A 23,622-nucleotide genomic window follows, 5' to 3' on the forward strand; every position below is an offset into this window, starting at 1 on the left:
CGTTGGCCCCCACCGTGGCGCCCCGCAAGATCACGCTCCTCGTTCCCCCTGGAGCTCGCCACCATGTCTTCGTCGCCCATGCGCTTGATCCTTGTTCCGGGCCTGCATGGCAGCGAGCCCCAGCACTGGCAGAGCTGGCTGGAGCAACGCCATCCCGAGGCGCGGCGCCTGTCCGTGCCCGATTGGGACACCCCGGCGTTGGATGACTGGGCCGAGCGGCTCGACCAGGCCATCCAGCAGGCTCCGGGCAGCGACTGGATCCTGGTGGCGCACAGCTTCGGCTGCCTCACCACGGCCCGCTGGGCCAGCCGCCATGCCACGGCGCGGGTGCGTGCCGCGCTGCTGGTGGCACCGGCCAACCCGGCGCGCTTCCAAATCGATCCCGAGTGGCTGAACAGCCCGCTGCCCTTCCCGGCCACCGTGGTGACCAGCCGCAACGACCCCTGGTTCGACGGCGCCGAAGCCACGCAGCTGGCCCGGCGCTGGGGCGCCAGCACCTGGGATGCCGGTCATGTGGGCCATGTGAACGTGGCATCGGGCCACGGCCCGTGGCCGCTGGCCGAGGCGCTGCTGGAGGCACTGGCGCACGGGCCCGGCACAGCGCGGCACCGTGACTTCCTGCCGGACCAGCACGAACTCGTCGCCAGCTCCCCCTAGACCAAGGGGACCACCCGCCCAGGTCGGACACACACGGGCGGTAACAACTGGTTAACCTTCGGGCTGCCCCTGTTCTTGATCCAGCCGAGGTTGCCTTGAAGTTCCGCCCCACCACCCTGCTCTGCGCCGTCACCCTGGCCTGCGCCTTCGCCGCGCCGGCCCATGCCGTCTCTCAGGTGAGCCAGACCACGCTGAGCAGCAACGCCAAGCGGCTGATCTCCTACCGCCACCAGCGCCACCTGTTCGTCACGGCGGACGGCCGCTTTCACATCATCGCCAATCTGTCGGGCCAGAGCGGCTCCACCGCGGCGCTGAACCTGCAGTCCTCGGACGACGGTCTGGTGTGGACGCAGCAGCGCAAGCTGGGCTACACCGACAACAGCAGCGTTTCGGACAGCGCGCTCGACGGCAACGTGCTGACCGTCGTCTACCAGTGCAATGATGGCCTGGTGCGCCTGGCCACCGCCACCTACGACCCCGCCAGCAAGAGCTGGTCGAATTTCACGGTCGAAAAGGTGCCGCGTGTGGACAGCAGCTACAACGCGGTCAACCCGAGCTTCGCGGTGGACGGCAACGGCAACCTCTGGGTGGCCTATGTGCAGGAAGAGATGAGCACCGGCAACGTCGGCATCGTGGCCTACCGCAAGTCGGCCGACAAAGGCACCTGGGCCAGCGCCAAGCAGTTCTTCGGTGATGTGAATGCCAGCGCGCCCTTCGGCAGCGACAAGCGCAGCGCCCGTCTGGTGAGCCTGCCGGACGGGATCGGCATGCTGTTCAGCTACGGGCCGAACATCTACTGGACCGAGCGCAAGCTCAAGGGCGGCGCCGACCTGGTCTGGAACAGCCCCACGCTGATGCTGGCGGGCACGCCGGATGGGGACCCGATGTCCAGCCACTTCAGCACGGTGGTCGATGGCGTGGGCAATGTGTTCGCGGCCTTCACCGATGCCGGCAACCTCTACGTCAACCGGCGCGATGCCATCACCCGCCAGTGGTACAGCGCCCCGCAGACGGTGCTGAGCTCGACCAAGAATCCCACGGCCAAGCCGGTCTATGCCCAGCTGGCCTGGTTGGGTGGCACCCGGCTGGCACTGGCCACCAACCTGGCGGCCAACACCGGCATCTACCTGGCCCAGACGACGGCCGGCGCCGGCTTCAAGTGCGCCGAGCTGGCCAGGCACGACGGTTTCGACACCACGGTCTACAAGTTCGACGAACCTCGCATCGAACTGCCGGCCTTCCCGGCGGGCACCGTGCCGCTGCTGCAGCAGTTCCAGACCTTGGACGAATCGGTCCAGTACGCCGCCGGCTTCCGCTTCGACCCGGCCGCCCCCAAGGGCTGCAACTGAGACCGCCTCAGGGCGTGGCAGGGGCGCTGGCGCCCGGCGCCTTCAGCCGCCAGACCGTCTGGGCGGCAGACACGGCCGCCGGGGCTGCGCAACGACCGTCCCCGCGGCCGGTGATGCCCCCCGAGGGTGCACACAGGCGCCGCCCTGTGGCGTCGTACAGCACATTGAACTGGTCGCAGCAGGGGGCCACGAACAGGTAGGCCGTGGCACCGGCATGCGGCAAGGCCAGGATCTCCACCGCCTCGGCCTCTTGGGGCGCCTGCTCGAAAGCGGCGATGCGCTGCGAGAGCCAGTCTGGCAGCGCCGGGCCCGACGCCGGCTGGGCGCAGGCGCCCAGGCTGCCGGCCAGGCACAGGCCGGCACCCCAACGAAGGAGGACTTTGCTGTTCATCGCGCCATCTTCGTGCCGGTGAGGCGCCAGGCGGCCGCAATTCCCGACTTTTTCAATCGAGTATCGTCGGCCACAGTGCTCCACATCCAGCAGGGACAAGCCTGTGGAAAAGCCCTGACCCAAGGCCGCAAGCCCTTGATCTGAAAGCGCTTCTGTCACATTGCCGCAAAAAACGGCACCCCGCTGTCTGGGCAGGACCGTCCACTCCACAGCCAGGCTGGACAAGCCTGTGGATAAACCCGGGAGGGACCACGCAAGCCCTTGTCAGGTCAGGAGGCCGCTTGGATTGCCGCAAAAGACAGCACGGCCGTTCGTCAGTCCCGGCCCCCGATTGCCAGCCTTGTCAAGGCTTGACAGGGCCCGCCGGAGCCCGGTCTGGCCTAGCACAAGCCTGCCCGAGAGGTGGGCCGCGGGGGCATGCGGGCCCGGGCTACAGTGGCGCGCACAGCGGCCGGTGGTTCGGCCGCGTCCAACCCCCTCACACTCCACCATGTCCGATCTGCTGACCCAGCTCCAGTGGCGTTACGCCACCAAGAAGATGGACCCGGCCCGCGCCGTGCCCGCCGAGAAAGTCGACCGCATCCTTGAGGCCATCCGCCTGACCGCCAGCTCCAGCGGCCTGCAGCCCTACTCGGTGCTGGTGGTGAGCAACCCCGAGGTGCGCGCCAGGATCCGCGCCCATGCCTGGGACCAGGCGCAGATCACCGACGGCTCGCACCTGCTGGTGTTTGCCGCCTGGGACCACTACACGCCCGAGCGCATCAATGCGATGTTCGACCTCGTCAACGAGGAGCGCGGCATCCGCAACGAAGGCTGGGAAGCCTATCGGCAGAAGCTGCTGTCCACCTACCCGCTGCGCAGCCCGGAAGACAACTTCCAGCACGCCGCGCGCCAGGCCTACATCGGCCTGGGCACGGCCTTGATCGCCGCGGCCGAGCAAGGCGTGGACGCCACGCCGATGGAAGGCTTCGAGCCCCACAAGGTCGACGAGATCCTGGGGCTGAAGGCCAAGGGCCTGCGCTCGGTCGTGATCCTGCCGCTGGGCTACCGCGCCGCCGAAGGCGACTGGCTGGTCGACCTCAAGAAGGTGCGGCGCCCGCGCAGCGAGTTCGTGATCGAGGTGAAGTGAGGCGTCAGGCCGCCAGGCGGAAGGTGGCCACCAAGGCCTGCATCTCTGCCGCCTGGTGGCGCAGGCTCTCCGCGGCCGCGGCGGTTTCTTCCACCATGGCCGCGTTTTGCTGGGTGCCCTGGTCGAGCATGCCCACGGCCTCGTTGATCTGCCGGATGCCCGAGGCCTGGTGGTCGGTGGCCTGGTCGATCTCGCGGATCAACGCATTGACCTTCTCCACCCGCCCGACGATGTCGCGCATGGCCTCGCCGGCCTCGCTCACCAGCTGATTGCCGGCATCCACCTTCTCGACCGAGGTGGCGATGAGGGTCTTGATCTCGCGGGCGGCCTGGGCCGAGCGGCCGGCCAGACTGCGCACCTCACTGGCCACCACGGCAAAGCCGCGGCCTTGCTCTCCGGCGCGAGCCGCTTCCACGGCCGCATTCAAGGCCAGGATGTTGGTCTGGAAGGCGATGCCGTCAATCACACCGATGATGTCGGAGATGCGGGCGCTGGACTGGGCGATGTCCCGCATGGTGTCTTCCACCCGGCCCATCACCTGCCCGCCGCGCGAGGCGGCGGCGGCCGTGTCGCCGGCCAGGCCATTGGCCTCCCGGGCGCCCTGGGCGCTGGTCTGCACGCTGCCGTTCATCTCTTCCATCTGGGCACTGGTCTGCTCCAGCGCCGAGGCCTGGGTCTCGGTGCGGCTGGACAGGTCATGGCTGCCGGTGGAGATCTGTGCGGAGGCCGAAGCCACGCTCTCGGCGTTCTGGCGGACCGCGCCAATCAGGCGGACCAGGCTCGATTGCATTTGCTGCATCGAGGCCATGACACTGCCGGCCGGCACGGCGCCGCTGTGGGTCTGGCTGAGGTCACCCTCGGCCACGCGGCGGGCCACGGCGCTGAGCACGGTGGGCTCGGCGCCCAGCGCATTCAGCAGATGCCGCACGATCCAGATGCTCATCCCCACCGACACGGCCAGCGACAGCAGGGCCAGGATGGAGAAGCCCGTCTGCAGCCGTTCGACCAGTTGCATCGCTCCGGCGGTCAGCGCCTGTCGCCGGTCCTCGGTCAGCCCCTGGTACTCCCGCAGCGTCTTGTCCAGGCGCGCCAGCAGGGGCACGCACTCGGCGTTGAGCTTGCCCACCGCTGCGTCACGCTCGCCGCGGGCGGTCAGGTCCAGGATGGCCAGGGCCACCGGGGCATAGCTGGCTTCCACATCGATCAAGGCCTGGGCCTTGGCCTTGGCCGTGTCGGACATCTCATGCGCATCACGGACGAGCCCCTGGAACGCCGCCAGGTGCTTTTGCACATCCTCGTGGGCCGACCGCGCCTTGTCCAGGGCCTGCTGACGTCCCGCGGCATCGGTGGCCAGCAAGGCGTTGCGGGCCTCGATGGCACGCTGCTCCATGGCCTGCCCCAGCTGCGCCGCAGCACGGGAGCGCTGGTCCACGCCCGAGAAATAGCCCGAGAAGGTTTCGTGAACGTCGTGCAGCCCCCACATCGCGGTGGCCGCCACCAGCAGGCACAGCGCCGCCAGCGTGCCAAAGCCTCCCCGCAGCTGAGCACGCACGCTCCAGCCTTGTTTGCTCATTCCGTACTCCTGAATCGGTGATTGGACATTCTTGTCCGATAGATCCATCCATCGGACAATGGTCAGAAATGCCTGACGCATCTTCGGCAGAAACCTCGCCGGGGAAGAGGCCGAAATGCACCGCGAAATCGGCCCTTCTGGCAACAAGTCACAGATCCCCCAAAGAATGCATGCGCCAGGCGACTGACACACATCAACCCTCCCCCGTTTCAGAGGGCTGACCAGCATGGACAGGGTCGACGACCTGGGGTGTCATGCCGCGGGCCCCCTGTGCTCTCTGTGCCCCTCCTTTCTGTGCCCTCAAGCCCCTTGATTCCCGCAGTTCCCATGCACACCATGTCCTTGCCTTCTTCCCGTTCCGCCACGATGCCCGCGCCAGGGCGGCACCGGTCCACCGTGCCCCACCCTGTGCTGGCCGTGGCCATCGCCTGCGCGGTCCTGTGCGCGCAAGCCCGGGCCCAGGTCCAGACCCATGACCTGGGCACCGTCGTGGTGACGGCCACCCGCACCGCCCAGCCCGCGTTCGACATCCCCGCCTCGATCGACGCGCTGGACGCCGACGTCCTGAACGCCAGCCAGTTGCAGGTCAACCTGTCGGAGTCGCTGGCCCGGGTGCCGGGCATCGTGGCCCAGAACCGCCAGAACTACGCCCAGGACCTGCAGATCTCCTCGCGCGGCTTCGGCGCCCGCTCCACCTTCGGCGTGCGTGGCCTGCGCCTGTTCGTCGATGGCATCCCCGCCACCATGCCCGACGGCCAGGGCCAGACCTCGCACATCGACCTCACCTCGGCCGAACGCATCGAGGTGCTGCGCGGTCCCTTCTCGTCGCTGTACGGCAACTCCTCGGGCGGCGTGGTCAACGTCTTCACCCAGGACGGTGGCCCGGACACGGTGGCCGAGCTGTCGGCCGCCTTCGGCAGCGACCACGCGCACCGCGTGGGCGTGCAGCTCAGCGGCCAGCAGGGCGCCGCCCAGTACCTCATCAGCGCCAACCACTTCCAGACCGATGGCTACCGCGACCACAGCGCGGCCGAGCGCACCACCTTCAACGGCAAGTTCAGCCTGGCCACCAGCGAGGACACCCGCTGGACCCTGGTGCTCAACAGCGTGGACATGCCCGAGGCCCAGGACCCGCTGGGCCTGACCCGCGCCGACTGGCAGGCCGACCCGCGCCAGGTGGCCAGCGTGGCCACGCTCTACAACACCCGCAAGTCGGTCAACCAGAGCCAGGCCGGCCTGATCCTGAACCAGCGCCTGGGCCGCGACGACCGCCTGCAGTGGACCAGCTACTACGGCGAACGCGAGACGGTGCAGTACCAGTCCATCCCGCCCACCAGCCAGCAGGCGGCCAGCAGCCCCGGCGGCGTCATCGATCTGTCGCGCAACTACTGGGGCCAGGACCTGCGCTGGACCCACAGCGGCACACTGCTGGCGCGGCCGCTGGAGTTCACCGCGGGCCTGAGCGACGACATCCTCAACGAGCACCGCCTGGGCTTCCAGAGCTTCACCGGCCCGGCGGCCGACCCCGACGCGCTGGGCGTGGAAGGCACGCTGCGCCGCAATGAGCTCAACCGGGTGAGCAGCTTCGACCAGTACCTGCAGGCCAACTGGGCCTTTGCCAGCGACTGGAACGCGCTGCTGGGCCTGCGGCATTCCAAGGTCGGCTTCGTCTCGTCCGACCGCTACCTGAACAACGGCAACGACAGCGGCAGCACCACCTACGAGGCCAGCACCCCGGTGGCCGGCCTGATGTACAAGCTCTCGCCGGACCTGCACCTCTACGCCTCCTTCGGCCGCGGCTTCGAGACGCCCACCTTCAACGAACTGGCCTACCGGCCGGGCGGCGGTGGCCTGAACTTCGGCCTGTCGCCGGCCACCAGCCGGCAGTGGGAACTGGGCGCCAAGACCCGCTGGGACGGCTGGGCCGGCCCCTGGCTGGCCAACATCGCCTACTACGAGGCCCGCACCAACCACGAGATCGCGGTGCTGACCAACAGCGGCGGCCGCTCCACCTTCCAGAACGTGGGCCGCACCCTGCGCCAGGGCCTGGACGCCAGCCTGACCGGCCCGCTGGGCCACGACCTGTGGTGGTACGCCGCGCTGGCCACGCTGGACGCCCGCTACCGCGACAGCTTCCTCACCTGCACGGCCGCGCCCTGCACCACGCCTTCGGTCGAAGTGGCCGCTGGCAAGCGCATCCCCGGCATCCCGGACCTCACCTTCTACACCGAGCTGCAGTGGCGCCCGCAGGCCAGCGGTTTCGAAGGCGCCGTGGAGTTCCGCCAGGTCGGCAAGGTCTCTGTGGACGACCGCAACACCGATGCCGCGCCGGCCTACGGTGTGGTCAACCTGCGGGTGTCCTGGACCCAGAAGGCCGGTGGCTGGACGCTGCGCGAGTTCGCCCGCCTGGACAACGTGGCCGACCGGCACTATGCCGGCTCGGTCATCGTCAACGAGGGCAACAGCCGCTTCTTCGAGCCCGCGCCCGGCCGCACCTGGCTGCTGGGCCTGAACGCCGGCTACACCTTCTGAGGCCGGCGCCCGCCCTGGTCACAATCGCATCCAGGAGACTGTGATGCGACTGACCGCGATGACCGACTATGCCCTGCGGCTGCTGATGCACCTGGGGCAGCACCCGCAGCGCCTGTGCACCATTGCCGAGGTGGCGCAGGTGCACGGCATCTCGCAGGCCCACCTGATGAAAATCACCCACCTGCTGAGCCAGCAGGGCTGGGTCACCACGGTGCGCGGCAAGGGCGGGGGGATGCGGCTGGCACGGGCGCCGCAGGACATCGTGCTCGGCGCCCTGGTGCGCTCGATCGAGCCGGATTTCCAGTTGGTCGAGTGCATGGGCCCTCCGCACGAACATGGCTGCCTGCTGACCGGTCAATGCCGGCTGGCCGGCGTGTTCGACAGCGCGCTGGCGGCCTTTCTCGCCTGCCTGGATGCGCAGACCCTGGCCGATGTGCTACCCCCCACCCACCCGGCCAAGGCCGGTGTGCGCGTGGCCCTGCCCGTGGCGGGTGCACATCGGCGCTGACTTTCGGCCCGACAGGCCTCAGGGCGCCAGGTGCCGCAGCGGCACGCCCATGTCCTGCCAGTCCTCGGGGTGGCAGGTGAACAGCAGCACCTGGTGGCGCTGCGCGGCATCGAACAGCACCCGCTTCATCTGGGCCAGCCGGCCGGCGTCGCTGTGCACCAGCGCGTCGTCCAGGATCAGCAGCGTGGGCCGGCCGGCCTCGCGCAGCAGATCGGCATAGGCGAAGCGGGCAATCAGGCCCAGCTGCTCGCGCGCGCCGAAGCTCAGCTCGTCCACCGCCCCGGCCTCGGGCTGGCCCTGCGGGCCCGGGCGCAGCAGCTGGCCCGGCGCCAGCGCCTCGGTGATCTCCACCCGCGCCCCCGGCAGCAGCAGCGGCAGGTAGTGCTGCAGGCGCTGCTGCAGCGGCGCCTGCAGTCGGGCCAGCGTGGCCTGGCGCTTGGCATCCAGCGTGCGGCACAGCCAGTCCAGCGCGCGGGCGCGGCGCTGCAGCTCGGCCACGCGCCGGGCCACCCGGGCCTGCTCGCCGGCCAGGGTGTCGCGCTGTTCTTCCAGCCCCAGCGCGCCGGCCTGCTGCAGCGTGGCGGCGCGCACCTGCAGATCGGACGCGCGCTGCTGGTGCTGGCCCAGGCGCTGGCCCACGCTGGCCTGCAGGCGGGCGATGTCCTGGGCCACGATGTCCGGCCGGGCCTCGGCCAGCGCGGCCTGGGCCTGGGCGATGCGCGCGGCCAGCGCCGCCTCCTCGCCCTGCACGGCCAGCAGCTGCTGCTGGGCCTGGGCCTGGCGGGCCTGGCGGGCCGGGTCGTCCAGGGCGGCCTGGGCCGACTGCTGTTCCTGCCGGGCCGTGGCCAGGCGGGACTGGGCCGCCGCCAGCGCGGCCTGGGCCTGGGCCAGGTCTTGCTGGGTGCGCTGCTCGGCCTGGCGTGCGGCGTCCAGCCGGGCTTCGGCGGCCTCGGGGCTCTCGGCCGCCTCGATCGACTCGGTGGTGGCCTCGGCCGGCAGCGGCGCCAGCCGGCCCAGGGCCTGCTCGGTCGCCTCGGCCCGCCCTTCGGCCTGGGCCAGCGCCGCGCGCAAGGCCTCCAGCCCCTGAGGCGCCACATTGGCCAGGGCCTGCTGGGCCAGCTGGTGGCGGGTCTGCCATTCGGCATGGGCCAGGGCGCGGGCCTCGGCCTCGGCCAGGTCGGCCAGGCCCAGACGCTGCAGCGCGGCCTGCAAGGCCGCCTGGGCCTCGGCCTGGGCGGCGGCGCGCGCGGCCAGGTCCTGCCCGCCGGGGGTGATGGTGAGCTCGCCACCGCCCGGCAGGGTCAGCGTGGCCGGTGCGTCCAGCAGCTGCTCGCCCTGGCCTTGCAGGGCCTGGGTGCCTGCGGCCGTGCGCAGGGCCAGCGGCGGGCCCGGCGGCAGGGTGAACTGCAGGCGGGTGGCCACGGCCTGGCGGCGCAGCTCGGCGTCGCGCCAAGCGCGTTCCAGGCCGCGCAGCTGCTGGAGCTGGGTGGCGCCGAAGGGCTGGGCGGCCGGCTGGCGACGCAGTTCGTCCAGCACCGCCTGGGCGGTCTGGGCCTGGTCCAGGGCGGCGCGGCCCTGGGCCAGCTGCGTGCGGGCCTCGTCGCGCTGCCGGGCCAGCAGGGCTCGTTGTTGGGCCTGGCGGGCGCGGTTCAGCGCGTCGCGGGCGGCGGCGCTGGCGGCCTGCGCGGCTTGCCAGGGGGCCTGGGCGGCCCGGGCCGCGGCCTGGGCATCGGCCTCCTGGCGGGTGGCCTCGTCCAGGGCCTGCTGGCGCTGGGCCAGCGCGGCCTGCAGCTGGGTGCCCTGGGCCAGCTGGGTCAGCAGCAGCTCGCGGGTCTGCGCCAGCTGGGTCTGGCGGGCCAGGTCGGTGGCCAGCTGGGCCTGCTGGGCCTGCAGCTCGGTCTGGCGGGCCCGCGCCGCGTCCAGCTGGGCCTGCAGGGCCTCCCAGGGGCGGGCAGCCTCGTCGGCGGCATGCTGCTGGCGCAGCGCGGCCAGCTCGTCCACCTGCTGGCGGTAGGCCTGGATCTGGCGGTCCAGCGCCTCGCGCTCGGCGGCCAGGGCCTCGCCCTGCCTGATCAGCTGGGCGAGCTCGCCGGTGGGGGCGCCGCCCTTGGGAGTCAGCAGCAACTGGCGCTGGGCGCGCAACCGTTCCAGCAGTTCGTCGCCGCCGCTGGCGGCCAGGGCGCCGCCGGCCTGGCCAGCCTGACCAGCCAGGGCGTCGTGCAGGTAGTCGCGCGCGGGGTCCACATCCAGGCGCTGGCCCTCGCCCTGCTCCACCCACAGCAGGCCGGGGATGCCCCAGTTCTGCGGCTTGCTCTCGCCCTTGAGGGCGTAGGAGAAGCCGAAGCGCTGGGCCAGCCAGTCCTCGGCCTCGGCGCCTTCGTGGCGCTGGCCGGCCCACTGCAGCTCGCAGCGCTTGCGGGCCAGGAAGGTCTTGCGCAGCTGGCCGGCCTGGCCGTCGAGCAGGAAGTCCAGCTCGATGGTGGGCGCGGCGGCGCTGTCGCCGTGCGGGCGCAGGTGCTCGGCCGCGTTGGAGCGGTGGCGTTCGAAGAAGGCGGCGCGGAGGGCCCGCACCAGGGTGCTCTTGCCGGCCTCGTTGGGGCCGGCCAGGATGTTCAGGCCCGGCGTCAGGCCGGCCAGTTCGAAGGGCTGGCGGAAGCGCCGCAGCTGCTCGACGCGCAGGCGGGTGAGTTGCAGCGTCATCTCAGCGTCCCTCCCCGCCAGAGGCACCGGCCGCCGGCCGGGCCAGCAGCTCGGCGGCCAGCAGGGCCAGCGCGTCCTGCGCGGTTTCGCGGGCGGCCTCGTCCAGGCCCGGGGCGGCCAGGGTCTGGCGCAGCTCGGCCAGCACCTCGCCCAGGTAGCCGTCGGCCTGCAGGGCGGCCAGGTCCTCCTCGGTGGGCTGCAGGCGCAGCGCACCCAGGTCGGCCTGCAGGTGCCGGGCCTGGGCCTCGGCCCGGGCCAGGGCGGCCTGTAGCCGCTGCAGGCCGGCCAGGTCGGTGGCGCCGCTCACGCTCAGGTCGATCACGTCCTGCGGGCCCAGGGCGTCCAGCCGGGCCAGCAGGGCGTCCAGGTCGCTGGGCACCTGCAGGGCCACCGGCCAGGCGGCCCAGCGGAACTGGCCCACTGGCAACGGCGTGATCCGCGGCTCGGCGCCGGGTGCGTCGATCTCCACCAGCAGGGCCTGACCGGCCTCGGCCGAGCGGAAGCGGTCGGGCTCGGGCGTGCCGCTGTAGGCCAGGCGGGGGCTGACGATCTTGCAGCCGTGCCAGTCGCCCAGGGCCAGGTAGTCCAGCCGGGCGGTCCGGGGTCGGTCCGGGGCGATGGGGTTGGGCGCGTCGATGTCCTCGGCCAGCAGGCCCTGCACGCTGCCGTGGGCCAGGCCGATGCGCAGCAGGCCGGCGGGCGTCTCGGCGCTGTCGAACCACTGGGTGGTGTCGGCGAAGGTGTGGCGCTGGGTCAGCGGCGCGGGCAGCACCGCAAAGCCAGCATCCGGGAAGACCCGCACTTCGGGCGTGAGAAGCAGATGAATGTTCGGTGACAGCACGCCCATCCGTTCGGCCCGGGTCCAGACGCTTTCCGTCAAGGCGGCGTCATGGTTGCCCGGCAGCAGCAGCCAGGGGCCGCGGTAGCCGGCCATGGCGTTGAACAGCCGGCGCACGGTGCGCTCGCTGACGGTCTGGGCGTCGAAGACGTCGCCGGCCACCAGCACGGCGTCGACGCAGTGCGTGGTGGCCAGGGCCGCCAGGCGCTCGACGGCACTCAGCCGCGCCTCGGCCAGGGGGACGGCGTTGTCGGCATGCAACGTCTGGAACAGGCGGCCGATCTGCCAGTCGGCGGTGTGGACAAAGCGTGACAAATGAACGGGCTCCGGGCTGAAACGCCCCTCAACATAACTTCACAGAGGACGAAACAAGGGTCAGCGGAGGATTCTCGATGGTCAGGGGCTCAGGCCCTGAGCCAGCAGGAGGGGGTGAGACCCAACGTGTCAGGCAAATTCCTACATCCGCTTTGGGGATGAGCCGACTCGGAAGTGGTCAAGTCGCTTCTACAGTGGAACCATCGAGCTCTGCAGTACTCCCTCGATTTGACACCACGAACACAAACCGACCGCCAACCGCCACAGGAGACCGCCATGACTCTGCCCGCGAACCGCCCCGATACCGCTCCGGCCGCGCCCAAGATGCAGCGGCGCTGGTGGTCCCGCAGCAAGCCGGTGGTCGTCGGACCGGCCGACAGCACCGAGTTCGAGCTGGGCTACGAGTCGGCTCAGCCCTGGCTGTTGGGCGCCGATCTGGCCGATGCGGCCCCGCAGATCGAGTTGCCGCGCTGAACCCGGGCTGATCCGCTTCTGAACTGTTTCCCGCGAGGGGGCCGGTGCGTCATGCACCGGCCCCCTCGCGTTTTGGGGTATCCCCTGCGGCGGGCCGGTTATCCTGCGTGCCATGTACGCCGACTTTTTCGGGCTGAAGCAGGCGCCCTTCTCGATCGCCCCCGACCCGCACTACCTGTTCATGAGCGAGCGCCACCGCGAGGCGCTGGCCCACTTGCTCTACGGGCTGGACGGCGGGGGCGGCTTCGTGCTGCTGACCGGCGAGATCGGCGCAGGCAAGACCACCGTCTGCCGCTGCTTCCTGGAGCAGGTGCCGGCCCACTGCCAGGTGGCCTACATCTTCAACCCCAAGCTCAGCGTGCTGGAGCTGCTGCGCACCGTGTGCGACGAGTTCCACGTCGCGGTGCCGGCCGCCGCACAGACGGTCAAGGACTACGTCGACCCGCTCAACGCCTTCCTGCTGGGCCTGCACGCGGCCGGGCGCAACGCGGTGCTGATCATCGACGAGGCCCAGAACCTGTCGGCCGACGTGCTGGAACAGCTGCGCCTGCTGACCAACCTGGAAACCAACGAACGCAAGCTGCTGCAGATCATCCTGATCGGCCAACCCGAGCTGCGCAGCATGCTGGCCCGGCACGAACTGGAACAGCTGGCCCAGCGGGTCATCGCCCGCTTCCACCTGGAGGCCCTGTCCGAACCGGAAACCGGCCAGTACATCCAGCACCGCCTGCGGGTGGCCGGCCTGGCCGGCCCGGTGCCCTTCACCCCGGCCGCCGTGCGCCGCATCCACCAGATCACCCGGGGCGTGCCGCGGCGCATCAACCTGCTGTGCGACCGCGCCATGCTGGGCGCCTATGCCACCGGCACCCGGGCCATCGGCCCGGACATCGTCCTCCAGGCCGCCCGCGAGGTGTTCGACCACGCCCGGCCCGCCCCTGAGCCTCCCCGGCGCCGAGCCCAGGCCCTGGGCCTGGCCCTGCTGGGGAGTGCGCTGCTGGGCGCCGGCCTGCTCTGGGCCTGGCAGCGGGCCCAGGCGCCGGCGGCCGTTGCGCCCCACGCACCGGCATCCACCGCTGCCCCGGCCCTGGCCGCCAGCCGGGCCGTGTCCGCCTCCGCGGCAGCGGTGTCTGCCGCCGCCATCGCATCGGCCGCAGCGTCCACCGCTTCCGTCCCTCCGCCCTTGGTGCACCTGGCCGAGCTGCCAGCCGACAGCGCCCGCACGGCCTGGGACGGCCTGCTGCGGCAATGGGATCTGGCCCCGGTCAATGGCGAATCGGCCTGCGACACCGCGGCCCGGCACGGCCTGGGCTGCCACCTGGCGCCCAGCGGCAGCCTGGACCTGCTGGCCAGCCTGGACCGGCCGGCCGTGCTCACCCTGCATCCCCCCGGTCGGCCTGAGACAGCGGTGCTGCTGACCGGACTGGACGCGGCGGACGCCACGGTGACACTCGATGGCCAAGCCCGCCGCCTGCCACTGGGCGAGCTGGCCCTGGCCTGGCAGGGCGAGTTCGGCGTGCTCTGGCGCCTGCCGGAAGGCTATGCCCCCGGCAGTGCCCGCAGCCCCGCTTTCAGCCATTGGCTGGACACCCAGCTGACAGCCGCCCTGCCCGCGGCGGCAGCCAGCAGCCCGCTGAACACGCGCCTGCGGGCCTTCCAGATCCGCCACGGCCTGAAGCCGGACGCGCTGGTGGGCCCGGTCACCCTGATGCAGCTGAACCGGGCGGCCGGCGCCGCCGAGCCCACCCTGTCTCACCCCAAGCCCTGAGCCATGTCCTACATCCTTGATGCCCTGCGCCGGGCGGACGCCGAGCGCGAACGCGAGCGCCAGCCCGTGCCCGGGCTGCACAGCCAGGGCGGCAGCCCGTCACCGGCCGCCCCCGCGCCAGTGGCCGCGCCCTGGTGGCCCTGGGCCCTGGGCGCCGTGCTGATGGTGGGCAGCGGCCTGGCCGCCGGCTGGTGGTGGACCCGCGCCCCATCGCCTCCCACCCCCGTTCCCGCACCCGTTCCCGCGCCGGAAGGCACCGCGCCCCGGACGCAAGCGTTGCCAACGGCCGCCCCCACGACACCGGCCCCTGCACCGGTCCCGGTGCCGCCGCCAGCCCGCCAGACCACGGAGGGACCCACGCCCACGCCGCCCCCGGTGCGCCCGGCCTCCGCCGTCGCAGTGCCCACCCCGGCCCCGAAGCCCGCGGCGCCCAGCCCGTCACCTGCACCGATACCCGCCCCCACACCGACGCCATTGCCCATGCCGGCCACGGCCGCACCGGCGGTGGCGCCGATCCAGGAGGCCAGCGCCGCCCTCAAGCGCGAGGTGGCCAAGCTGTCCATCAGCGGCTCGGTGTATTCGGACGACCCGGCCAGCCGCTTTGTGATCGTGCACGGGGACGTGGTGCACGAAGGTGCCACGCTGGGCCCGGACCTGGTGCTCGAGCAGATCCGCCCGCATGAACTGGTGCTGCGCTACAAGGGGCAGCGCATGCACCACCCCCTGTGAGGGGCGGTCCCGCCGGGGCTCACCCCAGCGGGACGTAGGCCGAGGCGGTGAATTCCACCGGGTCCTGGCCGTCGGAGGTCAGCAGGCCGCCGGCCACCAGGGCCTGCACGCTCATCGGGCGGGCGAAGAAGAAGCCCTGCAGTTCGTCGCAGCCCAGCGCCAGCAGCACCTCGGCCTGGTCACGCGTCTCCACCCCCTCGGCCACCACCGTCAGGCGCAGGGCCCGGGCCAGGTGGATGATGGCGTCCACCACCGCGCGGGCGTCGGCACTGGTCTCCAGGTCCTGCACGAAGCTGCGGTCGATCTTCAGCTCCTGGGGCCGCAGCTTGCAGAGGTAGGACAGGCTGGAATAGCCGGTGCCGAAGTCGTCGATCGACAGCTTCACGCCGGCGCGCGCCAGCCCCGCCAGCATGGCCTGGGTGGCCGCCGTGTCCTCCATGGCCACCGACTCGGTGATCTCGCAGGTCAGCTGCTCGGCGGCCACGCCATGCTCGCGCAGCGCGGCCTCGATCTGCTCGACCACATGGCCCTGGCGCACCTGGTGCACCGAGAGATTGACCGAAACCCGCAGCCGCAGCCCCTGACGTGACCAAACCCCAAGCTGCCGGCAGGCCTCGCGGATCACCCAGCCGCCCAGGGCATTGATCAGCCCGAAGCGCTCGGCCACCGGGATGAACTGCCCCGGCCCGAGCAGGCCGTGGCGGGGGTGCTGCCAGCGCACCAAAGCCTCCAGGCTGCGGATCTGGCCGTTGCCGGCGTCCACCTTCGGTTGGTAGTGCAGCAGCAGTTCGTTGCGCTGCAGCGCGGCGCGCAGGTCTTCCTGCAGTTCGATCTGGGCCCGCACGTCGGCGCCCATGGCCTGGTCGAACAAGGCCCAGCCCCCGCCGCCGGCCCGCTTGGCCTGGTGCATGGCCGCCTCGGCATGGGACAGCAGACGGTCGCGCCGGCCATGGTCCGGGTAGATGACGATGCCGATGCTGCACGACAGGGTGAGCGGCCGCTCGCCCAGGTCCACCGGCTGGCCCACCGCCTCCTGCACCCGCTGCGCCACGGCCAGGGCATCGGCCTCGCCGGCCATGTCCTCCAGCAGCAGCACGAACTGGTCGGCGCCGACGCGGGACACCGAGTCGGCGTCGCGCAGGCAGCCGCGCAGCCGCAGCGCCATCTCCTTGAGCACCCGGTCCCCGGTGCCATGGCCGAAGCTGTCGTTGATGGCCGCGAAGCCGTCCAGATCCACGAACAGCAGGGCCAGGCGGGCCTGGGCCATGCCGGCTCGCCGGCCTTCGTTGGCGCGGTCGGCGCGGTCCACCGCGTGACCCAGCCGGTCTTCCAGCAGCATCCGGTTGGGCACCCCCGTGAGCGGGTCGGCCAGCGCCACCTGGGCCAGCTGACCATTGGCATGGTGCAACGAACGGGCCAGGCGCTGGGCCTTGGCGCTCAAGCGGGCATCGAGCACCGAGGTGAACAGCGAAATCAGCAGCAGCACGCCGGTGGCGGCGCCCACCCACCAACCCAGGCTCTGGCCCCCCAGGCCGTCGCCGCTGAGACAAATGGCATCCGACGGGAACCGCGCTGCGGCCATGCCGCTGTAGTGCATGCCGGCGATGGCCGCGCCCATGACCAGGGCCGCCGCGCCCTGGGCCAGACGGAACTGGGCGCCGCGCAGGCCCCGCATCCAGAAAAAGATCAGGAGCGCCGCGGCCGAAGCCCCGCAGGCGATCACGGCCGACAGGGCCGCCCAGGCAGGGTCGATCTGGAGGGCCGGCACCAGCTCGATCGCCAGCATGCCGGTGTAATGCATGGTGCAGATGCCCGCGCCCATGGCCAGTGCGCCGCCGCCCAGCAGCAGCGCGTCCAGGCGCTCACGGGTGGCGATGTACAGCGCCAGCGCGGACGTGGCCACCGCGGCCGCCCAGGACAGCAGGGTGATGCCGGGCCGGTAGCCGATCTCGATGGGCAACTGCATGGCCAGCATGCCCACGAAGTGCATGGCCCAGATGCCCGAGCCCATCACCAACGCCCCCGCCCCCACCCAACCGACCGAGGCCATGCGGTCGTGGGCGCGCACCCGGCTCGCCAGGTCCAGGCTCACATAGGATGCAAAGGCGGCAATCAGAATGGACAAGGCCACCGTGCCGGGGTGGTAGACAGGCTGCATGCGAAGGCCGGAAGGGATCAGGAACAGCGCGGATCTCGCACTGTGTCAGGTCGAGGCCTTGTTTTCGGTCGAGTCCCGGCCAGCTTGAACCTCTGCACCGTGCCGCCATGGACAAATTCACGCCTCTGTCAGCCCCCGACCACCATCTGGACAGCCCCGAGGCGGTCGCCCGCCGGCTCCAGGTGGACCCAGCACAGGGCCTGGCCATGGACGAGGTGCAGCGCCGCCAGGCCCGCCATGGCCCCAACCGCCTGGCCGAAGCCGCCCCGCGGCCCTGGTGGATGCGCCTGCTGACCCCCCTGCTCGACACCATGACGCTGGTGCTGCTGGCCGCGGCCCTGGTGTCGGGCCTGATCGGCGACCTGGCCGACACGGTGGTGATCGCCGTCATCGTGGTGCTCAACACGGTGATCTCCGCGGTGCAGGAGTGGCAGGCCGACCAGGCCCTGGCCGCCCTGCAGCGCCTGGCCACCCACGACGCCCAGGTGCGCCGCGACGGCCAGGTGGGGCCGGTGCCGGCGGATCAGCTGGTGCCGGGCGACGTGGTGCTGCTGGAGGCGGGCGACCAGGTGCCCGCCGACCTGCGCCTGCACCAGGTGGCTCAGCTGCGGACCGATGAATCCGCCCTGACGGGGGAATCGCAGGCCGTGGACAAGCAGCCCGCCGCCCTGCCCCCGCCCGCCGAGGGCCAGGCCCATGCGCTGGGCGAACGCAACAACATGGCCTGGAAGGGCACCCTGGTCACCCACGGACGGGCCACCGGCCTGGTGGTGGCCACCGGCGCCGGCACGGAGCTGGGTCGCATCGCCGGCCTGCTGGCCCAGGCCGAGCGCCGCAGCACGCCCCTGCAGCAGCGGCTGACCGCCTTCGGCCGGCGGCTGTCGATGGGGGTGCTGGGCCTGTGCGCGGTGGTCTTCGCCATCGGCGTGCTGCGCGGCGAGCCGGTGCTGCTGATGGGGCTGACCGCCATCAGCCTGGCGGTGGCCGCCATCCCGGAGGCCCTGCCTGCGGTGGTCACCGTGCTGCTGGCCCTGGGGGCGCGCCGCCTGGTGCGGGTGCAGGCCCTGGTGCGCCAGCTGCCGGCGGTGGAGACGCTGGGCTCGGTCACCACGATCTGTTCGGACAAGACCGGCACCCTCACCCGCAACCGGATGCAGGTGGAGGTCTGGCGGTCGGCCCACCCGGCCGGGGACGCCCTGCTGCGCGAGGCCGCCCTGCGCTGCAACGACGCGCGGGCCCACCCGCAGGGCTGGCAGGGCGAACCCACCGAAGTGGCGCTGGCGGAGTGGGCCGGCCCCACTGGGGACAGCCCCCCGGCCGCGCCCCGCCTGCGCGAATGGCCCTTCGACGCCGAGCGCCGGCGCATGAGCACCCTGACACCGGCCACCTCCGCTGCGGACGAGGCTGCCGCCTGGCTGTGGGTCAAGGGCGCCCCGGAAACCCTGCTGCCCCGCTGCACCCAGGCCCCCAGCCCCTGGCTGGCCCAGGCCGAGGCCCTGGCCGGCCAGGGCATGCGGGTGCTGGCCCTGGCCCGCCGCCGCCTGGACCCGCAGACCCTGGCCACCCAGGCCGGCGCCGACGAGGTCGAACGCGACTTGACCCTGCTGGGCCTGGTGGGCCTGATGGACCCGCCGCGGCCCGAGGCCGCCGCCGCCGTGGCCGAATGCCGGGCCGCCGGCATCCGACCGGTGATGATCACCGGCGACCACCCCGGCACCGCGCGCGCCATCGCCCAGGCGGTGGGCATCGTGGACGACGCGCAGGCCCCGGTGCTGACCGGCGCCGAGCTGGCCCGGATGGACGACGCCCTGCTGGGCGCGCGGGTGGCCGAGGTGGCGGTCTATGCCCGCATGGACCCGGCGCAGAAGATCCGCATCGTGCAGGCCCTGCAGGCGCGCGGCGAGTTCGTCGCAATGACCGGCGACGGCGTCAACGACGCCCCCGCGCTCAAGGCCGCCGACATCGGCGTGGCCATGGGTCTGGGCGGCACCGACGTGGCCCGCGAGGCCAGCAGCCTGGTGCTGCTGGACGACCACTTCGCCACCATCGTGGCCGCAGTGCGCGAGGGCCGGCGCATCTTCGACAACATCCGCAAGTTCATCCGCTACGCGCTGACCGGCAACTCCGGCGAGATCTGGGTGCTGTTTCTGGCCCCGCTGCTGGGCCTGCCGGTGCCGCTGCTGCCCATCCACATCCTGTGGGTGAACCTGGTGACCGACGGCCTGCCCGGCCTGGCCCTGGCCGGCGAACCCGCCGAGCGCGGGGTGATGCAACGCCCGCCCCGCCCCCCCACCGAAAGCATCTTCGCCCACGGCCTGTGGCAGCACGCCCTGTGGGTGGGCCTGCTGATCGGCGGCCTGTGCCTGGCCCTGCAGGCCTGGGCCCTGCAGGTGGGCGACACGCACTGGCAAAGCATGGTCTTCACCGCGCTGACCCTGACCCAGATGGCCCACCTGCTGGCCATCCGCTCCGAGACCGAGCCGCTGTGGCGCCTGGGCCTGGGCAGCAACCGCCCGTTGCTGGGGGCCGTGCTGCTGAGCGTGGCCCTGCAGCTGGCCACGCTCTATGTGCCGGCCCTGCAGGCCATCTTCCACACCCAAGCCCTGGACGCCGCCGAACTGGGCCTGTGCTTTGCCGCCGCGGGCCTGGTCTGGGCGGTGGTGGAGGTGGAGAAGGCCTGGCGGCGACGGACCGCCCGAAGCCAGCCGCCGACTCAGAACCGGTAGGCCAGCCCGAGCAACACCGTCGAGCGCACCCGGTCCCCCGTCGACAGCGGGCTGCGGCGGATGGCGTCATCCAGGAACTGCGCGCGCCAGTAGGCATGCAACTCAATCCGGTCCGTGAGCGGCGTCTCCACCAGCAGCCCCAGGTGCGGGTTCAGGGCGGCCCCGGGCCGGTAGGCCGGGCCGACCGTCGCCAGATCCGACCCCGAGACGCCCGCGTAGTACCGGACGTAGGCGGCATCCTCGAACTCCAGACCGAGTTCGGGAAAGAGCGTGGTCCGCCCCAGGCGGAACCGGGCCAGGTAGCGGGCCTGCACGATCAGCCCGCCGGAGGGGCCGAGGTCCCCCAGGACGTTCAGACCGAATGCGCCGACCGGCGTCACCTGCAGCGTGCCCAGGCCCAGGGGGATCGCGTCATCGCGCCGGCGCAGGCCCGACACCCGGTAGCCATCGCCACGGTACTGGCCCACGAGCTCCAGCGCACCATCGCCCAGCGGCGCCAACTGCACACCGAAGGTGTCGATGCGTGCGAAGACCGGGCCCCAGGTGAAATTCAGGTAGGGCATGGGATCGGTGCTCGTGCGAACACCCCGGATGTCGTGCGGCGACCGGACCGCCCCAATGCCGACATCCCCGGACAGGTCGGCGGCCCCCGCCGCCCCGGCCAGGGCCAGCGTCGCCACACCGGCCCACACCCTCACCCGACGCAGGAAGGTCCGAACAGGCGCGCTCACCAGAGATCCTTCCCGCGCTTCCACGCCATCCCGCCCGCCCAGGCCACCCACAGCGGCACCACGATCATGTAGACGTTCAGGGCGTTGTCGGCCAGCCCCCGCAGCGAGAACAGCTCGCCCACGCCCGACAGCACCGAGCCCAGCGCGCCGATGAAGCCCACCACGGCGAAGGCCTTGTGGTCGCGCCAGGTCAGCGCGCTGACACAGGCGCCCCAGACGCCCACCAGCAGGTACTCCACCCGCCCCCACAGGCCGGTGTAGACCAGCTGGGTGACCAGCTTGAACTGCTCGGTGAGGATCTGCAGCCGCGCCGGGTCCTGGCCGCTTGGACGTGATCCCGGATCAGGCTGGGCCACAGCACGGACAGGATGCCGCCGCCCAGCGCCCCGGTGAGGATGTAGAGCAGCATGCAGACAGTGGCCACGGCCATCACGAAGGGGTTGCGCTCGCGCAGCCAGTGCCAGAGGTAAAGCGTCGCCGGGATCATCAGCAGGTAGAAGCCGAAGATGTCGCACAGCATCGCCCCCTCGATCAGATCGGCCTTCTCCAGGCTGGCCCGCCGCAGCTGGTTGAGCGGATCGGTCATCGCATCCAGGTCGAAATCGACCGTGCGCAGGGCCAGGTACAGACAGGCGAAGCCCAGGAGAACGCCCAGCCAGGTGATGAGGGCCACCGCGCGCGGGTACAGCGGCGGCGAGGAGAGTTGTGTCGGAGTCATGCCAGGGTCAAAAGGAGAGACAGGAAGCCAGGGAAACAAGGAGATGCAGGTCAGCGGTGCACGCCAGACGCCGGGCCGGCGTCTCAGGGCTGGGCCAGGGCACGGGCCAGCGCATCGATGTCCTGATCGCTCAGGCTGCGGCTGACCGCCTGCATCTGCCCGGACGGATCGACGCGGTCGCCGGCGCGGAAGGCACGCAGCTGGCGCGCCAGATAGCCCGGCGACTGCCCGGCCAGGCGCGGCGCGGCCACGGGGCCGGTGGCGGACGTCGCGCTGCCGCCCTGCAGCTGGGCGCCATGGCAGGCGGTGCAGGATGCGAGCTGCGGCAGCAGGACCATGGCGCGGCCCGGCGTCAGCCCGGCCTCCGAGGCCGAGAAGTAGGCCACCAGGGCATGGATCTGGGCCTCGCTCAGGGACGCGGCCAGGGGCTCCATCTGCGGGTTGCGGCGCTCACCGCTGGCGAAGCGCCGCAGCTGGGCCTCGAGGTAGGCCGCGGGCTGACCGGCCAGGCGCGGATAGGCGGGGTTGAGACTGGCGCCACCGAAGCCATGGCAGCCCACGCAGGCCTGGGCCCAGGCACTGGCCTGCGGTCCGCGCGCGGCCACCTGGGCGGCCTCCCGGTCCAGCGCCTGCTTGAACTGCCACAGGCCCCAGACGTCCCGGCCCCAGTAGAGCCCGGCCCCCAGGGCCAGGGCCAACAACAGCAGCCACAGGCGCGAGATGCGGCCGCGCATCGAAGTCCGAGAGGCGTTCATGCCGACACCTCCCGCCCGGCAAGGCGGGACTGAAGGGCCTGCAGGGCCACCAGCGCCGCGGTGTGGCCGGAGCGCACCGCGCCGTCCATGTAGCCGTACCAGAGGTCGGCCGTTTCCGTGCCGGACCAGATGAGCGAGCCCAGGTTGCGGGTCAGGGCCGGCATCAGGCCGCTGGTGAGAAAGCCCGGCGCCATCGGCGACACGCAGCTCAGGGTGTAGGGCTCCTGTCCCCAGTCCTGCAGATGGAACTCCAGCGGCGCGAGGAAGCGCTTGTCCTGCATCGCCTCGGCGTAGATCGTGGCCAGCCGCTGTCGGGCCGCCGCAGGGTCGCCCGGCATCTCGCCGATGCGCACGAAGGCGTTGATCACGCCCAGGCGCTGGTCGGGCGGCGAGTTGTCGTAGGACCAGATGACCGGCCCGTCCACGCAGCCGATCTGGCCGTTGTAGCCCTTGGCGAACCAGAAGGGCTCGGGGTAGACCATGGCCGTCTTGGCGAAGGGCCCGTGGGTGGGCCACAGGCGTTGCAGGCGCTGCCGGTCGGCAGGCAGCGCGGGCTCGAAGGCCAGCCGGTGGCACAGCGAGGGCGACAGCGCCACGATCACCCGGCGGGCGCGGAACACGCCCTGGGGCGTGTGCACCTCGGTGACGGGCTGGTCCCAGTGGGCGATGCGCGTCACCGGCGTCTTCAGGCGCACGAAGTCCTTCAAGGCCTCGGCCATCCGAATGCTCAAGCGCTGCGAGCCGCCGATGAAGCGCGTCTCCTGTGCCGCATCCTTCTGGCCCTCCAGCGTCTGGAAGCCGCCGGCATAGCGGATCAGCGAGAGGTATTGCAGCAGGGACACCTGGGCCAGCGAGGTCCCCATGGTGAGCACCGAGGCGAACTGCCAGGTCAGCATGTCCTGCTCGCTCACGTGGCGACGGGCCAGCCAGTCGGCCATGCTCAGCTTGTCCAGCGCCGCCGCCTCGGGCGCGGCCCAGGGCCGCACGGGGCGCAGGCTGCGCGCCAGCGCATCCACCTCGGCCACGAGCGTGGGGTCCATGTCCACCTGGCCGTGGGTGTCCTCGACCACCCTCCCCTGCCCCATGCAGTACACCCCGCGCCCGCGGTAGTCGGACTTGAAGGTGCCGATCTCCAGCTCGCGGGCCAGGTCGGCCACGGCGGTCTGGCCCGGCCCGATCCACTGCCCGCCCGCCTCGCTGATCTGACCATCGCGCAGCTGGTGGTTGAGGGTGCGCCCGCCCACCCGGTCCCGCGCTTCGAGCACCAGGAAGCGGCGATTGCCGGCTCGGTGCAGGTCGCGCGCGGCCGTCAGGCCGGCCAGACCGGCGCCGATGATCAGCACATCCAGCACCTCGCCGTCGCCATCGCCCTGGGTGGCCGGCCGAGGGCCCGCCCCCGCGGGGGCGGTGGCCGCCAGGCCCGAGGCCAACACGGCGGCCCCTTGCAGCCAGCGGCGGCGGCCGGTGTCGGGTGGCTCTACCGCGGGGTGGGCCCGGGGTCCTGCTGTGTCAGCGCCCATTGCGCATCTCCTCGGTTGCGTGCGTCGTTCGCCATTCTTCCGAGGGGGGCGGCG

Annotated in this window: 19 protein-coding genes; 9 read left to right on the forward strand and 10 right to left on the reverse strand. The window is 71.9% G+C overall.

The genetic code is table 11. From position 1 onward, the window contains the following. The first annotated feature begins 63 nt into the window (after positions 1 to 63). On the forward strand, positions 64 to 657 hold the full coding sequence (locus M0L44_RS02225; protein WP_252767971.1) for an RBBP9/YdeN family alpha/beta hydrolase: 594 nt from the start codon (positions 64 to 66) through the stop codon (positions 655 to 657). A gap of 95 nt (positions 658 to 752) precedes the next feature. Then, positions 753 to 2,006, forward strand: coding sequence for a hypothetical protein (locus M0L44_RS02230; RefSeq protein ID WP_252767972.1), 1,254 nt, complete (start codon positions 753 to 755; stop codon positions 2,004 to 2,006). 7 nt (positions 2,007 to 2,013) lie between these two features. Here the strand turns inward: M0L44_RS02230 and M0L44_RS02235 are convergent, their stop codons facing one another. Beyond that, positions 2,014 to 2,397: a DUF6970 domain-containing protein gene (locus M0L44_RS02235; protein WP_252767973.1), complete on the reverse strand. Its 384-nt coding sequence runs from the start codon at positions 2,395 to 2,397 to the stop codon at positions 2,014 to 2,016. Between the two features lie 490 nt (positions 2,398 to 2,887). On the opposite strand from M0L44_RS02235, the gene M0L44_RS02240 reads away from it, so the two are divergent. Next, the gene (locus tag M0L44_RS02240) at positions 2,888 to 3,526 is read left to right on the forward strand and encodes an NAD(P)H-dependent oxidoreductase (protein WP_252767974.1); all 639 of its coding nucleotides are present in this window, start codon (positions 2,888 to 2,890) and stop codon (positions 3,524 to 3,526) included. A gap of 4 nt (positions 3,527 to 3,530) precedes the next feature. On the opposite strand, the gene M0L44_RS02245 is transcribed toward M0L44_RS02240, so the two are convergent. After that, positions 3,531 to 5,099, reverse strand: a complete 1,569-nt coding sequence (locus M0L44_RS02245; protein ID WP_252767975.1) for a methyl-accepting chemotaxis protein — start codon at positions 5,097 to 5,099, stop codon at positions 3,531 to 3,533. Positions 5,100 to 5,465: 366 nt separating this feature from the next. On the opposite strand from M0L44_RS02245, the gene M0L44_RS02250 reads away from it, so the two are divergent. Beyond that, complete coding sequence (locus M0L44_RS02250; RefSeq protein ID WP_435526379.1) at positions 5,466 to 7,631, forward strand: TonB-dependent receptor family protein; 2,166 nt, start codon at positions 5,466 to 5,468, stop codon at positions 7,629 to 7,631. Positions 7,632 to 7,674: 43 nt separating this feature from the next. Further along, complete coding sequence (locus M0L44_RS02255) at positions 7,675 to 8,139, forward strand: RrF2 family transcriptional regulator (protein ID WP_252767977.1); 465 nt, start codon at positions 7,675 to 7,677, stop codon at positions 8,137 to 8,139. A gap of 18 nt (positions 8,140 to 8,157) precedes the next feature. Here M0L44_RS02255 and M0L44_RS22060 read toward each other — a convergent pair whose 3' ends face one another. Further along, positions 8,158 to 10,839, reverse strand: a complete 2,682-nt coding sequence (locus M0L44_RS22060) for an AAA family ATPase (RefSeq protein ID WP_290429028.1) — start codon at positions 10,837 to 10,839, stop codon at positions 8,158 to 8,160. Between the two features lies 1 nt (position 10,840). Beyond that, entirely contained in the window at positions 10,841 to 11,992 is a 1,152-nt protein-coding gene (locus M0L44_RS02265; RefSeq protein WP_252767978.1) for a metallophosphoesterase family protein, read from the reverse strand. A 276-nt stretch (positions 11,993 to 12,268) separates the two neighbouring features. On the opposite strand from M0L44_RS02265, the gene M0L44_RS02270 reads away from it, so the two are divergent. The 3 genes from M0L44_RS02270 to M0L44_RS22065 all read left to right on the forward strand — a co-directional run bounded on the left by M0L44_RS02270 (position 12,269) and on the right by M0L44_RS22065 (position 14,960). Continuing rightward, positions 12,269 to 12,466 (forward strand): hypothetical protein, encoded by a 198-nt coding sequence (locus M0L44_RS02270; RefSeq protein WP_252767979.1) that lies wholly within the window; start codon positions 12,269 to 12,271, stop codon positions 12,464 to 12,466. A gap of 112 nt (positions 12,467 to 12,578) precedes the next feature. Next, complete coding sequence (locus M0L44_RS02275) at positions 12,579 to 14,231, forward strand: ExeA family protein (RefSeq protein ID WP_252767980.1); 1,653 nt, start codon at positions 12,579 to 12,581, stop codon at positions 14,229 to 14,231. A 3-nt stretch (positions 14,232 to 14,234) separates the two neighbouring features. Then, positions 14,235 to 14,960 (forward strand): general secretion pathway protein GspB, encoded by a 726-nt coding sequence (locus M0L44_RS22065; protein ID WP_290429029.1) that lies wholly within the window; start codon positions 14,235 to 14,237, stop codon positions 14,958 to 14,960. 19 nt (positions 14,961 to 14,979) lie between these two features. Here the strand turns inward: M0L44_RS22065 and M0L44_RS02290 are convergent, their stop codons facing one another. Beyond that, positions 14,980 to 17,118: a putative bifunctional diguanylate cyclase/phosphodiesterase gene (locus M0L44_RS02290; RefSeq protein ID WP_252767981.1), complete on the reverse strand. Its 2,139-nt coding sequence runs from the start codon at positions 17,116 to 17,118 to the stop codon at positions 14,980 to 14,982. A 107-nt stretch (positions 17,119 to 17,225) separates the two neighbouring features. Between M0L44_RS02290 and M0L44_RS02295 the strand changes: the two genes are divergently transcribed. Further along, positions 17,226 to 19,844 (forward strand): cation-translocating P-type ATPase, encoded by a 2,619-nt coding sequence (locus M0L44_RS02295; RefSeq protein ID WP_252767982.1) that lies wholly within the window; start codon positions 17,226 to 17,228, stop codon positions 19,842 to 19,844. Here M0L44_RS02295 and M0L44_RS02300 read toward each other — a convergent pair. From M0L44_RS02300 to M0L44_RS02320, 5 genes are all read right to left on the reverse strand, one after another. After that, the gene (locus M0L44_RS02300; RefSeq protein ID WP_354004090.1) at positions 19,832 to 20,626 is read right to left on the reverse strand and encodes a MipA/OmpV family protein; all 795 of its coding nucleotides are present in this window, start codon (positions 20,624 to 20,626) and stop codon (positions 19,832 to 19,834) included. The two genes, M0L44_RS02295 and M0L44_RS02300, sit on opposite strands and share 13 nt — an antisense overlap. Beyond that, on the reverse strand, positions 20,572 to 20,799 hold the full coding sequence (locus M0L44_RS02305) for a hypothetical protein (protein ID WP_252767983.1): 228 nt from the start codon (positions 20,797 to 20,799) through the stop codon (positions 20,572 to 20,574). The genes M0L44_RS02300 and M0L44_RS02305 overlap by 55 nt, the downstream gene beginning before the upstream one ends. Then, on the reverse strand, positions 20,766 to 21,293 hold the full coding sequence (locus tag M0L44_RS02310; RefSeq protein ID WP_252767984.1) for a hypothetical protein: 528 nt from the start codon (positions 21,291 to 21,293) through the stop codon (positions 20,766 to 20,768). The genes M0L44_RS02305 and M0L44_RS02310 overlap by 34 nt, the downstream gene beginning before the upstream one ends. Positions 21,294 to 21,376: 83 nt before the next feature. Then, the gene (locus M0L44_RS02315; protein ID WP_252767985.1) at positions 21,377 to 22,048 is read right to left on the reverse strand and encodes a c-type cytochrome; all 672 of its coding nucleotides are present in this window, start codon (positions 22,046 to 22,048) and stop codon (positions 21,377 to 21,379) included. Beyond that, positions 22,045 to 23,568: a flavin monoamine oxidase family protein gene (locus M0L44_RS02320; protein ID WP_252767986.1), complete on the reverse strand. Its 1,524-nt coding sequence runs from the start codon at positions 23,566 to 23,568 to the stop codon at positions 22,045 to 22,047. The genes M0L44_RS02315 and M0L44_RS02320 overlap by 4 nt, the downstream gene beginning before the upstream one ends. Positions 23,569 to 23,622: the final 54 nt, after the last annotated feature.

This window comes from Ideonella oryzae, from assembly GCF_024055665.1.
In the GTDB taxonomy this organism is placed as follows: Bacteria; Pseudomonadota; Gammaproteobacteria; order Burkholderiales; family Burkholderiaceae_C; genus Ideonella; species Ideonella oryzae.

Excerpts from the sequence above, each read along its gene's own strand:
- M0L44_RS02245 (WP_252767975.1), bottom strand. The coding sequence starts at position 5,099 with ATGAGCAAACAAGGCTGGAGCGTGCGTGCTCAGCTGCGGGGAGGCTTT.
- M0L44_RS02295 (WP_252767982.1), top strand. The coding sequence starts at position 17,226 with ATGGACAAATTCACGCCTCTGTCAGCCCCCGACCACCATCTGGACAGC.
- M0L44_RS22060 (WP_290429028.1), bottom strand. The coding sequence starts at position 10,839 with ATGACGCTGCAACTCACCCGCCTGCGCGTCGAGCAGCTGCGGCGCTTC.
- M0L44_RS02320 (WP_252767986.1), bottom strand. The coding sequence starts at position 23,568 with ATGGGCGCTGACACAGCAGGACCCCGGGCCCACCCCGCGGTAGAGCCA.
- M0L44_RS02270 (WP_252767979.1), top strand. The coding sequence starts at position 12,269 with ATGACTCTGCCCGCGAACCGCCCCGATACCGCTCCGGCCGCGCCCAAG.
- M0L44_RS02315 (WP_252767985.1), bottom strand. The coding sequence starts at position 22,048 with ATGAACGCCTCTCGGACTTCGATGCGCGGCCGCATCTCGCGCCTGTGG.
- M0L44_RS02235 (WP_252767973.1), bottom strand. The coding sequence starts at position 2,397 with ATGAACAGCAAAGTCCTCCTTCGTTGGGGTGCCGGCCTGTGCCTGGCC.
- M0L44_RS02240 (WP_252767974.1), top strand. The coding sequence starts at position 2,888 with ATGTCCGATCTGCTGACCCAGCTCCAGTGGCGTTACGCCACCAAGAAG.
- M0L44_RS02290 (WP_252767981.1), bottom strand. The coding sequence starts at position 17,118 with ATGCAGCCTGTCTACCACCCCGGCACGGTGGCCTTGTCCATTCTGATT.
- M0L44_RS02250 (WP_435526379.1), top strand. The coding sequence starts at position 5,466 with ATGCCCGCGCCAGGGCGGCACCGGTCCACCGTGCCCCACCCTGTGCTG.
- M0L44_RS02255 (WP_252767977.1), top strand. The coding sequence starts at position 7,675 with ATGCGACTGACCGCGATGACCGACTATGCCCTGCGGCTGCTGATGCAC.
- M0L44_RS02310 (WP_252767984.1), bottom strand. The coding sequence starts at position 21,293 with ATGACTCCGACACAACTCTCCTCGCCGCCGCTGTACCCGCGCGCGGTG.
- M0L44_RS22065 (WP_290429029.1), top strand. The coding sequence starts at position 14,235 with ATGTCCTACATCCTTGATGCCCTGCGCCGGGCGGACGCCGAGCGCGAA.
- M0L44_RS02275 (WP_252767980.1), top strand. The coding sequence starts at position 12,579 with ATGTACGCCGACTTTTTCGGGCTGAAGCAGGCGCCCTTCTCGATCGCC.
- M0L44_RS02225 (WP_252767971.1), top strand. The coding sequence starts at position 64 with ATGTCTTCGTCGCCCATGCGCTTGATCCTTGTTCCGGGCCTGCATGGC.